Here is an 11,432-nt window from a genome sequence, read left to right on the forward strand (position 1 = left end):
CGTGGCTGGTCGCACGGCTCCCCGCGCCCCTGAAGCGCACCCTCCGTGCGCCCCCGGGGGAAGGCTGCGCGTCAGCGCGCCTTCAGGGGCGCGGGGAACCGCGCGACCAGCCCCCACGCACCCGCACCCGACGACGAACCCGTCGACGCTTAACCCGTGTTCAGGCCCTCCTGAAGGGGACCTTAAGGATCTCCCTGGCGACTCTGACCAGCCGGTATTCCGGTCCGCCGGAGCCTAGTGTGCCGGACGTGAGCACCGAGGCCGTCGAACCCGAACTTCCCCGCTACCCGGCTCTGTCGGCCTATCGCAGACAGACCGAGGGACCCGCCCCCGCCCGGCCCGTACCCCCGCGCCCGCGCCGTGCCCCGCGCATCCGGCCCGCCGCCCCCGTACGGGTCACCCCGGCCGCGCTGCGCACCGGGATCGCCACCGGCGCCGCCGCCGTGAGCCTCCTGTGGGCCGCGCAGGCCGGCTTCTCGCCACGGCTCGACGCGCTGTTCGCGAGCGGCGCCCATCTGACGGGACTGCTCGCCGGATACGGAATCCTGGTCATGCTCCTGCTCATGGCGCGGGTCCCCGCCATCGAGCACGGCGTCGGCGCCGACCGGCTCGCCCGGCACCACGCCCGCGGCGGCCGGCACGTCCTCACGCTCTGCGCCGCGCACGTCGTCCTCGCCCTGCTCGCCTACGCGGCCCACACCGGCACCGACCTCGTCACCACGGTCACCGAACTCCTCGGCTACCCCGGACTCGCCGCCGCGGCGGCCGGCACCCTGCTGTTCGTCACCGTCGGCGTGAGCAGCGCCCGCGCCGTGCGCCGCCGCGTCGGCCACACCACCTGGCGCGGCCTGCACCTGCTCACGTACCTCGGCGCCGCCCTGGCCTTCGCGCACCAGCTCGCCGGACCCGACATCGCCTCGAACCCGCTGAGCCTCGGCCTGTGGTCGCTGCTGCACGCCACCGTCGCCGTCCTCCTGGTCTGGTACCGCCTCGTCGTCCCGGCGCGGCAGGCGCTGCGGCACGCCCTGCGCGTCGTCGACGTACGGACCGAGGGCCCCGGCGTCGTCTCCGTCCTGATGCGCGGCCGCGACCTCGGCATGCTGCGCGCCGAACCGGGCCAGTTCTTCCGCTGGCGGTTCCTCACCCGGCGACTGTGGAGCACGGCCCTGCCGTTCTCGCTGTCCGCGCCCGTCGACGGCGACCACGTACGGATCACCGTGCAGGCCGTCGGCCGGCACACCCGGCGGGTACGCCGGCTGCGGCCCGGCGTACGGGTCGTCGCCACCGGCCCGTTCGGCGCGCTCACCGCCCACCGGCGCACCCGCCGCAAGGTGCTGCTGCTCGCCGGGGGAGTGGGCATCACACCGCTGCGCGCCCTGTTCGAGACGCTGCCCGGCGCACCCGGCGACCTCACCCTCCTGTACCGCGCGAGCAACGCCGACCGGCTCATCCTGCGCGAGGAACTGGAGTCCATCGCCCGCACCCGCCGCGCCGCCCTGCACTACCTCCTCGGCCCCTCCGACGCCGCCTACGACCCCCTCGCGCCGCAGGCCCTGCGCGACCTCGTGCCCGGCCTCGCCGACCACGACGTCTACGTGTGCGGCCCGCCCGGCATGACCGCGGCCGCGACGACGGCCCTGGCCCGCGCCGGCGTCCCGGCGGACCGCGTCCACGCCGAGTCCTTCACGTACTGACCCCGACCTGTCGACCTACGCACCTGAGACTCCCGGAGAAGCCGCCCATGGGCCGCCACGCCAGTCCCGCCCGCACCTTCCACGCGCCCACGGTCCAGGCCCGCCGCAGACTCACGGCGGGGCTCACCTCGGCGAGCGCCCTCGTCGCGGCCTGCCTCGCCCTGACCGTCGACCCGGCCGCTCCCGCCGCCCCCGACCGGGCCGCTCCCCGTTCCGGAACGTCGACCTCAGAAAAGCCTCAACTCTCCACACATTCGTGGACCACACACGTATCCCGTCCGTAGGCTCGCGATCATGCCTGACATATCCCTGACCACCACCGTCGTCCTGTGCGTGGCCGCGCTCGCCGCAGGCTGGGTCGACGCGGTGGTCGGCGGCGGCGGTCTGCTGCTGCTCCCCGCGCTGCTGCTCGGCCTGCCGAACGGCGCGCACGCGGGCCCGTACGCGCTCGGCACCAACAAGGCCGTCGCCATCGTCGGCACCACGGGCGCCGCCGTGACCTACGCCCGCAAGGCCCCCGTCGACGTACGCCTCGCCGTCCGGATCGGTCTCGCGGCGCTCGCGGGCTCGACGGGCGGCGCGGCGCTCGCGGCGGGCCTGAGCACGGACGTCCTCAAGCCGATCGTCATGGTGGTCCTGGTCGGGGTCGGCGCCTTCGTCATCTTCCGCCCGTCGTTCGGCACGGACCCGTCCGCGACCCCGGCCTCCCCCCGCCGCATCCTGGCCGCGATCGGCTTCGCCGGCCTCGGCATCGGGTTCTACGACGGCCTGATCGGCCCCGGCACCGGCACCTTCCTGGTGCTCGCCCTCACCGCGATCCTCCACCTCGACCTGGTGACCGCCTCCGCCACCGCCAAGATCGTCAACTGCTGCACCAACGCGGGCGCGCTCGCGATGTTCGCCTTCAAGGGCACGGTGTACTGGCAGCTGGCCGCGCTGATGGCCGTCTTCAACCTGGCCGGCGGCATGGTCGGCGCCCGCACGGCGCTGAAGCGCGGCGCCGGGTTCGTGCGGATCGTGCTGCTGACGGTGGTGTGCGCGCTGGTGGTGAAGATGGCGTACGAGCAGTGGGTGGCCTGAAGCGGTGACGCGGGGCCGGTCGGCCCGGCTCGGGGTGCGGTGCGGCGACCGGTCGCCAATGATCGTTGAGTGCGGCAGGAAGCGAAGGGGACGACACGGTACGCGGTGGTGCGGGCGCTGCCGACCATCATGATCGCGGCGGCGACCGTGACGGACACCTTCACGCCCGGGCGCGAGCGCTACGACGCGTTCCTCTACGTGGTGCCCGGTCTGGCGGCCGTGTCCTGGGGCGTCGCGGCCACCCTCGTCTTCGGCGCGGCGGCGACCCTGGTGATCCTCCTGCTGGAGGCGGAACGCGGAGTGGCGTTCATGCCCGGCGGCCTCGCGGTGATCGTCCTCATGCTGGTCATCAGCGCCGTCGCCGCCTGGTCCAGCGCGGTACGGCTGAGCCGCGAGCGCGAACTGCGCCACGCGCGGCAGGTCGCCGACGTGGTCCAGCGGGCCGTCCAGCACCCGCTGCCCGAACGCCTGGGCCCGCTCGATCTCCACCTGCTCTACGAGACACCGGTCGCCGGGGCCCACATGAGCGGGGACTTCTACAAGGCGCTGAAGGTCCCGGGCGCCGTACGGATGATGATCGGCGACGTCCAGGGGCACGGGCTCGGCGCCGTGGAGTCCGCGACCGTCCTCCTCGGATCCTTCCGCGAGTACGCGTACACCGAGCCCGATCTGCCGGCCATCGCGCGCAGGCTGGAGACCGCGATGGAACGGCACACGGCACGCGCCGACGTGCGGGACGCCGACCGGTTCGCCACCGTGCTGCTCGCCGAGATCCCGCTCGACCGGCCCGTGCTGCGGCTGCTCAGCTGCGGCCACCCGCCACCGGTGCTCCAGCCGCGCTGCGGCCCCGCCCGCCCGGTCGCCTTCCGCCGGGTCTCGCTCCCCGTCCACCTGGACCTGGGCATGACCGACGAGTACGTGGTGGAGGAGGTCCCCTTCGGCATGGGCGACCGGATCCTGATGTACACCGACGGGGTGAGCGAGACCCGGGACGCCGCGGGCGACTTCTACCCCGTCGCCGACCGCCTCGCGTGCTGGCAGGACACCCCCGACCGCAAGGTCCTGCCCGCCCTCGCCGAGGACCTGCGCCGCTACAGCGGCCACGGCCCGGACGACGACACGGCCGCCGTCCTGGCCGTCCGCACCAGCCCGCCGGAGTGATCCCGGCGGGCGGCTCCTCCCCGAGCAGTGGGCCCCCGCTCGCTACCTGCTCCCCGTCAGATGGGCGAACACCACGACGTTCCCCTGGTAGCCGGTCCGCCGTGAGTACGGGCCGCCGCACGTGATCACCCGCAGCTCGGGCCGCCGGGCCGCCCCGTACACCTTCTCGTCGGGGAACGCGTCGGCCTTGTATACCTCGACGGCGTCGACCGTGAACACCGCCACCGAGCCGTCGCGCCGGTCGATCTCGATGGTGCGGCCCCGGGTGAGGGCGCCGAGGTCGTAGAAGACGGCGGGGCCCTCGGCGTTGTCGACGTGGCCCGCGACGATCGCCGTGCCGCGTTCGCCGGGGCGGATGCCCGCCTCGTACCACCCCGCGAGGTTCTTGCGCTGCGGCGGCGGCACGTCCAGGCTCCCGGCGCGGTTCAGGCCGAGGCCCATCAGCGGGGCGTCCACGCGCAGCGACGGGATGCGGACGCGGTCGGGCGGGGAGGGGGACATCGGGGCCGCGCCGGGGTCCTGCCGCGCGGTGCCGGGCCGGGCCTCGGCCGCGGCCGGCTGCGGCGGCGGGTGCCCCTTCGAGCCGCTGGCCAGGAGCCAGCCGCCGGAGCACAGGGCGAGCACGGTGACCGCCCCTATGGCCGCGTTGACCCGGCGGTCGTCGAGGTTGCGCAGGCGCATGAGGACTCCCGAACACTCCCGGAGCGGCAGGACCCCTGAACGCTCCTGAACACGGCCTGCCCCGGCCCCTCCGGCCGCGAGGGGGGTGCGGCCGGAGGGGCGGGGAGGTGGCGGTACCGGTGGACGACGGACGGGGCAGGGACGGGCGCGCGGACGGCGGAGGGAGCCCGTGCGGCCCGTCGGAACCGTCCGTCAGATCCCATCGCCTCTCGCCCGGCGATGCAGGAGCCAGGTACCGCCCGCGGCGGCGACGGCCAGCGCCGCCACACCCGCCGCGGTCTGCACGGGGTCGGGACCGAGCGCGCCGCCGACCCCCGTCTCTACGTGTCCGCGGGGCATCTGGGCGCCCGGCGAGCCGCCCGCCCCGGCGAGGGACACGATCAGGTCGCCGGTGACCACGGTGCCGCCGGAGCAGCGGGCGACGATCTCGTACGTGCCCGGCTGCGCGGACGGCGGAACGGTGAAGGAGCCGGCCGCGTCGGCGTCGGCGTCCGCGGCCTTCGGCGCGAGGGTGAAGGTGCCCGCGCCGACCGCGCTGGCGTCGCCCGACGCCGTGCCCTGCGGACCGCAGGCGGTGGTGTCCACGGTCACGGTGGCCCCGGGGGCCGTGGTCGCCGGATAGACCTCGAGGCCGCCCTGCGAGGCGCCCGCGGGGGCGGCCCCGAGCCCGGTGAGGGCGACGGCGAATGCGACGGCGGTCAGCGGTCGGCCTGTGCGCATCGTTGCTTGCTCCTTGTGCGTCCAGCTCGGGCGGCGGACGCGCCCTGCAAGCACGAGGTAAGTGGCAGTCGCACCACCGCGCCTCCTGATGCGCCGTCAGAAAGCCGTTTCAGGGTGTTCTGCTGACGGTCCGACGGGAACATTCCAGCAGGTCATCGGCGTGTCGGAGGAGAATTGCCCGAAAGGCGGCGCCCGGCGTGCGACCGGGTGATCCGGTCGCCCGCCGGGCGCCGCCGCGACTGGCGGAGCGTCAGTTCACGGACACCGCCTTCCAGGCGGCGGCCACGGCCGCGTACTCCGTGCTGCCCGCCCCGTACAGGTCCTTGGCCGCGCTCAGGGTCGCGGTGCGGGCGCCCGCGTACTTCGTCGACGACGTCATATAGACCGTCAGGGCGCGGTACCAGACGGCCCCGAGCCTGTCCTTGCCGATCCCGGTGAGCGTCGAGCCGTCGCACGTGGTGCCGTCGTGCTGGACCCCGCCGATCACCTTCGGGCCGCTGCCCTCGGCGAGCAGGTACGCGAAGTGGTTCGCGACGCCGGACGAGTAGTGCACGTCGAGGCTGCCGACGCTCGAACTCCAGCAGTCCGCCGATTTCCCGTCCTTGCTCGGCCGGTCCATGAAGCGCAGCGCCGCCTTCCCGAACCCGGGCTTGACGATCTTCTCGCCGATGAGCCAGTCGCCGGGGTCGGCCGTGTTGCCCGCGTGGAACTCGACGAGGGTGCCGAAGATGTCGGAGGTCGCCTCGTTGAGCCCGCCGGACTCACCGGAGTAGGTCAGCTCGGCCGTCGACGAGGTCACGCCGTGCGACATCTCGTGGCCCGCCACGTCGAGCGCGACCAACGGCCCGAAGGTGGTCCCGTCGCCGTCCCCGTACGTCATGCAGAAGCAACTGTCGTCCCAGAAGGCGTTGTTGTAGTTGCTTCCGTAGTGCACGCGGTTGTACGAGCCCTTGCCGTCGCCCGCTATGCCGCTGCGGCCGTGGACCTCCCGGTAGTAGTCCCAGGTCTCGTCCGTGCCGTACTGCGCGTCGACGGCGGCCGAGGCGCGGTCGGCCGTCGTACCCGTGCCCCAGTGGTTGTCGGCGTCGGTGAAGAGCGTCGCCGGGGCGCGGCTGAGGCAGATGCCGAGGATGCACAGGTCGGTCTTGTTCTTGGCGTCGCCCGTGTACGTGCCGCCGCGCGTGGCGTCCTTGAGCTGGTACGAGCTTGCCTGCTGGGTCGTCTCCAGCGCGACGGTGCCGGAGTACAGGGAGCTGCCGTCGCCGGTCGCCGTCTCGATGCTGTCCCACGCGTCGATCCGCCGCCCGGTGCCGGCGTCGGTGAGCACCGTACGGGCCACCGGGTTGCCCAGCGAGTCCTTCGCCACGGCGTTCGTGCGCCAGGCGAGGACGGGGGAGCCGTGCAGCGCGTCCACGACGAGCTCGGGCCGGGCGGTGAGGCCGCGCAGGGCCGCCCCCGGGTGCGCGGAACGCAGCGCGCCCGCGGCCAGGTCGGCGGCGCGCGGGGCGGCGACCTTCGGGGTCGTGGTCGGGACGCTCGGGGTGCCCTTGGTGGCGCGGTCGGCGCGTTCGTAGGCTCCGTCGGGCCCGAGGTGGACCACGAAATCACCGCCGAGGACCGGGAGCCGGCGGAAGGTGCGGTCGTAGCGGACGTGCTGGGTGCCGTCCCTGTCGACGATCACGTCCCGTACGGAGGTGTCCTGGGCCGGGGTCAGGGAAAGGGTGCCCGCGTGCTCGGTCAGGGCCGTCGCGGCGTGGGCGATCGCCTCGGCGCGGGTGGGGCGCGGGGTGTCAGCGCCTTGCGTGGCTTGCGTGGCGTGCGCGGCGGGGGACAGGGCGGCGAGGAGCAGGGTGGCCGCGGCCGTGGCTGTCGTGGCGGGTCCGGCGATCGATCTCATCGGTCTCCTCTGCGGAGGGCGGCGACTCGCTGATGGCCTCTCAGTTTTAAGCGGTCATGACAAGAGGCGTCCAGAGTGCCGCTGTGCCGGAGCTGTGAAAGCACAATGGCCCCATGCCGAACCCTGAATCCCCCGCCTCCGTACTGGCCGTCCTCACCACCGTCGACGACGCCGACCGCGCCGAGACCCTGGCCCGCGGCGCCGTCGACGCCCGCGTGGCCGCTTGCGCCCAGGTCAGCGCGCCGGTCATGTCCGTGTACCGGTGGGAGGGAGTCGTGGAGACGGCGCGCGAGTGGCAGATCCTCCTGAAAACGACGGAGGCGCGCTACGAGGCCCTGGAATCCTGGCTGAGGTCCCATCACCCTTACACCACGCCGGAGATCATCGCGGTGCCGGTGGTACGCGGGGCTGCCGACTATCTGGGGTGGGTCGCGGCAGAGGTGCGGTGACGCGCGGCTGGTTCCTCCCGCGCGCCACCGTCGTGGTTGCTCGCGCCCCTGGGTTGTTCGTTACGCGCGCCACCGTCGTGGCTGGTCGCGCAGTTCCCCGCGCCCCTGGGTCGCACTTCGTCCACCGGCCGGTGGGGCTTCTCGCGCAGTTCCCCGCGCCCCTGAGGCATGCGCTGCGCGCCGCCTCCCCTTGAGGCTGCGCTCCGCGCGCCTCCCTATGGGGGCACGGTGGTGTGCCTCCCGATGAGCGCGACGGTGGCGCGCCTCTCCTGATGGGGCGACGGTGGCGCGCCTCCCGACGAGACAGCGGTGGCGCGCCTCTCTGATGAGATGGCGCACGAAGTGCGCATCTCAGGGGCGCGGGGAACTGCGCGACCAGCCACGACGAGAGGCGCGCGTGACGAACTGGTTTTAGGGGCGCGGGGAACTGCGCGAGAAGCGGCCACCGGCCCGCGCCCGAACGACAAGCGGAAAGGGGCGCGGGGAACTGCGCGGTCAGCGGTCCAGTGCTGCCCGTACCCCATCCTCCTCGCGCCCCAGAAAATGCGGGTCAGGACGGAACACCACGTCCACCACGGCCTTCCCGGCAGCCAGAACCTCCCGCGCACCCCCGGCATACCAGGTCACGTCATGCACCTCATCGACCCCGACCCCCACAGAAGAAACCCCGGCCGCCTCGCACAGAGCCACCGCCCGCCGCACATGAAACCCCTGAGTGACCAGCACGGCCCGGTCCACCCCGAAGATCTTCTTGGCGCGCACGCACGAGTCCCAGGTGTCGAACCCGGCGTAGTCGCTGACGACGGCCCCCGAGGGCACCCCGTGCCGGGTCAGATACGTACGCATGGCATCGGGTTCGTCGTACTCGGCGCGGCTGTTGTCCCCGGTGACGAGCAGCACCCGGACCCGCCCGGAGCGGTACAGCTCGGCCGCGGCGTCGAGCCGATGGGCGAGATACGGCGACGGCTCCCCGTCCCACAGCCCGGCCCCGAACACCACGGCGACATCGGTGCGCGGCACGTCGGAGACGTCGCGGAGCCGGTCACCGGCCGACGCGAACAGCCAGGCCGAGGGCGCCAGGGCCAGCACGCACAGCGCCATGACCACCTGCACCGCCCGCCGCTGTTCCTGACGGGTGCGGGGCAGACGCGGGCGGGGCAGGCGCATCGGACGTGACCTCCGGGCAGACAGGGACCTCTCGCAGGCACAGGACGCCGCCGAGCCCCCGACGGTTCACGCTCACCGCGCCGGACCCCGCACGGTGAACCCCGCGCAACCACCCGTCACCACCCCGCAACAGCCCGGCAACCCCCTTCCGGCAGGATCGCTCCATGACGGACACGTCGTACGGCACCCACCACTCCCGCACGACAGAACGCGACGCCACCACGGCGGAACTGGACAGCACGGCGGGACTCCTCACCATGATCAGCACCCAACTCGGCAACCAGCTCAGCAACCGCCGCCCCCTGCGCGAGCGCCCCCGGCCCCCGGCCCTGGTGCTCGTGGCACACGGCAGCCGCAACCCCGGCGCCCTCGCCACCGTCACCGAACTGGTGGCGGACATCAGCGAGCTGCGCCCCGAGCTGACCGTCCGCCTCGGCCACATCGAACTGAACGCCCCGCTGCTCGGCGACACCCTCGCCGCCCTCCCCGCGGGCCGTGCCGTCCTGGTCCCGCTGCTGCTCTCCCGCGGCCACCACGTCAAGCGGGACATACCCGCGGCGGCGGCCGCCGCGGGCCACCTGAGCACCGTCGTCGCCGCACCGCTCGGCCCGCACCCGCTCCTCGTCGACGCGCTGCACGACCGGCTCACGGCGGCGGGCTGGCCCGAGGGCCCGCTGCCCGAGCACGAGCGCCGCCGCACCGGAGTGGTCCTCGCCGCCGCCGGCTCGCGGGACCCGCAGGCCGCCGTCGACACCCGCCGCACCGCCGACCTCCTCGCCCGGCGCCTCGGCGTCCCGGTCGTCCCCGGCTACGCCTCCGCCGCCGCGCCCGACGTGGCCACCGCCGTCCGCGCCCTCTCCGCGCGCGGCCGCACCAGGATCGCCGTCGCCTCCTACTTCACCGCGCCCGGCCGCTTCGCCGACGAGTCCGCCGCCGCGCTCGCCACGGGCCGGGGCATCGCCGCGGCCCCGCTCGGCACCCACCCGGCGATGGCCCGCCTCGTCCTGCACCGCTACGACAGCGCACTCGCGGCCCCCGGCACCGCCTTCACCCCGCACCTCGCGACGGCCTGAGTACACCGCCCCGTCCGCCGGTACCTGCCCTTTTGTCAGTGCCTGCGTCTACTGTCGGGGCATGGAAGGCAGCGACACGTACGACGAGGACGCGACCGAGCGCTGGGCCCCCGAGCCCGACAAGCGCCCGGGCCGCACCGCGTTCCAGCGCGACCGGGCCCGGGTCCTGCACTCGGCGGCGCTGCGCCGCCTCGCCGGAAAGACCCAGGTCGTCACCCCGGGGACCACGAGCCGTCATTGGGACGCCAGCCCGCGCACCCGCCTGACCCACTCCCTGGAGTGCGCCCAGGTCGGCCGGGAGCTGGGCGCGGCGCTCGGCTGCGACCCCGACCTGGTGGAGACGGCCTGTCTCTCGCACGACCTGGGCCACCCGCCCTTCGGGCACAACGGCGAGCAGGCGCTCAATGAAGTGGCCCAGGACTGCGGCGGCTTCGAGGGGAACGCGCAGTCGCTCAGACTCCTCACCCGCATCGAGCCCAAGCGCTTCGTCCGCGCCGAGGGCTCGGGCGAGCTGATCAGCGTAGGACTGAACCTGACGCGGGCGGCGCTCGACGCGGCGACCAAGTACCCGTGGCCGCGCGGCGAGCACCCCACGGACCCGCACTCGGTGAAGTTCGGGGTCTACGAGGACGACCGCCCCGTCTTCGACTGGATCCGCAAGACGTCGCCCGGCCGCCGCACCTGCTTCGAGGCGCAGGTCATGGACTGGGCGGACGACGTCGCGTACTCGGTGCACGACATCGAGGACGGCCTGCACGCGGGCCACCTGGATCCGAACGTGCTGCACGCCGAGCCCGAGCGGGCCGACGTCTTCGCGGTCGCCGTCGGGCGCTACGTCCCGGCGGACACCGACCCCGCCGAGCTGTCCGCCGCCCTCGACCGCCTCCTCGACCAGGAGTGGTGGCCGCACGGCTACGACGGCACGGCGGTCGCCCAGGCCCGCCTCAAGGACGCCACCAGCCAGCTCATCGGCCGGTTCTGCCTGGCGGCCGAGGGCGCGACCCGGGCGCGGTACGGCACCGGACCCCTCACCCGGTACGACGCCGAGCTGGTCGTCCCGCGCGCGGCCCGGTACGAGTGCGCGGTGCTCAAGGCGGTCGCCGACCGGTACGTGATGCAGCGCCCGCAGCAGGAGGCGCTCCGCGCCGACCAGCGCATCGTGGTCGCCGAGCTGGCCGAGGCCCTGACGGCCCGCGCCCCGGACGGCCTGGACCCGCAGTTCCGCGCCCTCTTCGACGACGCCCCCGACGACCGTACGAAGAAGCGCGTCATCGTCGACCAGATCGCCTCCCTGACGGACGCCTCGGCCCGCACCCTGCACGCACGGCTTGCACAAGGCGCCCCGTCAGGGGCACGGGGAACTGCGCGAGCAACCCACCACACCCCGCACCCGCCGTACAAGCGCTCCCATTACGGCGAGTAGGCAAAAGACACAGGGGGCGTGCCCCGATAGGGCCACGCCCCCTTCCCCCATCACGCTGCGTGCGGGACGCTCGCATATGACGGCAGC

Annotated in this window: 10 protein-coding genes, 1 pseudogene and 1 CRISPR repeat array; of the genes and pseudogenes, 7 read left to right on the forward strand and 4 right to left on the reverse strand. The window is 74.0% G+C overall.

What is annotated here, in order from left to right; all coding sequences use genetic code 11:
- The first annotated feature begins 239 nt into the window (after nt 1-239).
- The 4 genes from K377_RS35255 to K377_RS35265 all read left to right on the forward strand — a co-directional run bounded on the left by K377_RS35255 (nt 240) and on the right by K377_RS35265 (nt 3,935).
- Nucleotides 240-1,694 (forward strand): ferric reductase-like transmembrane domain-containing protein, encoded by a 1,455-nt coding sequence (locus tag K377_RS35255; protein WP_111667704.1) that lies wholly within the window; start codon nt 240-242, stop codon nt 1,692-1,694.
- A 47-nt stretch (nt 1,695-1,741) separates the two neighbouring features.
- Entirely contained in the window at nt 1,742-1,978 is a 237-nt protein-coding gene (locus K377_RS41460; protein ID WP_146614815.1) for a hypothetical protein, read from the forward strand.
- 10 nt (nt 1,979-1,988) lie between these two features.
- Nucleotides 1,989-2,774: a TSUP family transporter gene (locus tag K377_RS35260; RefSeq protein ID WP_111667705.1), complete on the forward strand. Its 786-nt coding sequence runs from the start codon at nt 1,989-1,991 to the stop codon at nt 2,772-2,774.
- 69 nt (nt 2,775-2,843) lie between these two features.
- A complete protein-coding gene (locus K377_RS35265; protein ID WP_258395244.1) occupies nt 2,844-3,935 on the forward strand; it encodes a PP2C family protein-serine/threonine phosphatase in 1,092 nt (363 codons plus the stop codon).
- A 42-nt stretch (nt 3,936-3,977) separates the two neighbouring features.
- On the opposite strand, the gene K377_RS35270 is transcribed toward K377_RS35265, so the two are convergent.
- From K377_RS35270 to K377_RS35280, 3 genes are all read right to left on the reverse strand, one after another.
- Nucleotides 3,978-4,616 carry a class F sortase gene (locus tag K377_RS35270; protein ID WP_111667706.1) on the reverse strand — a complete coding sequence of 213 codons (639 nt, stop codon included), beginning with the start codon at nt 4,614-4,616 and terminating at the stop codon, nt 3,978-3,980.
- Between the two features lie 192 nt (nt 4,617-4,808).
- Complete coding sequence (locus K377_RS35275) at nt 4,809-5,336, reverse strand: hypothetical protein (protein ID WP_111667707.1); 528 nt, start codon at nt 5,334-5,336, stop codon at nt 4,809-4,811.
- A 250-nt stretch (nt 5,337-5,586) separates the two neighbouring features.
- Nucleotides 5,587-7,233 (reverse strand): M4 family metallopeptidase, encoded by a 1,647-nt coding sequence (locus K377_RS35280; RefSeq protein WP_111667708.1) that lies wholly within the window; start codon nt 7,231-7,233, stop codon nt 5,587-5,589.
- A 113-nt stretch (nt 7,234-7,346) separates the two neighbouring features.
- Here K377_RS35280 and cutA point away from each other — a divergent pair, with 113 nt between their 5' ends.
- On the forward strand, nt 7,347-7,682 hold the full coding sequence (gene cutA, locus K377_RS35285) for a divalent-cation tolerance protein CutA (protein ID WP_111667709.1): 336 nt from the start codon (nt 7,347-7,349) through the stop codon (nt 7,680-7,682).
- 353 nt (nt 7,683-8,035) lie between these two features.
- Nucleotides 8,036-8,184: a CRISPR direct-repeat array (repeat unit 21 nt; unit sequence AGGGGCGCGGGGAACTGCGCG).
- Between the two features lie 2 nt (nt 8,185-8,186).
- Here cutA and K377_RS35290 read toward each other — a convergent pair.
- Nucleotides 8,187-8,849: pseudogene (locus K377_RS35290) on the reverse strand (vancomycin high temperature exclusion protein); the annotation flags it as partial.
- A 164-nt stretch (nt 8,850-9,013) separates the two neighbouring features.
- Here K377_RS35290 and K377_RS35295 point away from each other — a divergent pair.
- Nucleotides 9,014-9,922 (forward strand): sirohydrochlorin chelatase, encoded by a 909-nt coding sequence (locus K377_RS35295; protein ID WP_111667710.1) that lies wholly within the window; start codon nt 9,014-9,016, stop codon nt 9,920-9,922.
- A gap of 61 nt (nt 9,923-9,983) precedes the next feature.
- A complete protein-coding gene (locus tag K377_RS35300; RefSeq protein ID WP_237551740.1) occupies nt 9,984-11,345 on the forward strand; it encodes a deoxyguanosinetriphosphate triphosphohydrolase in 1,362 nt (453 codons plus the stop codon).
- The last annotated feature ends 87 nt before the right edge of the window (nt 11,346-11,432 follow it).

This window comes from Streptomyces sp. PsTaAH-137 (assembly GCF_003259365.1).
Classification (GTDB): Bacteria; Actinomycetota; Actinomycetes; order Streptomycetales; family Streptomycetaceae; genus Streptomyces.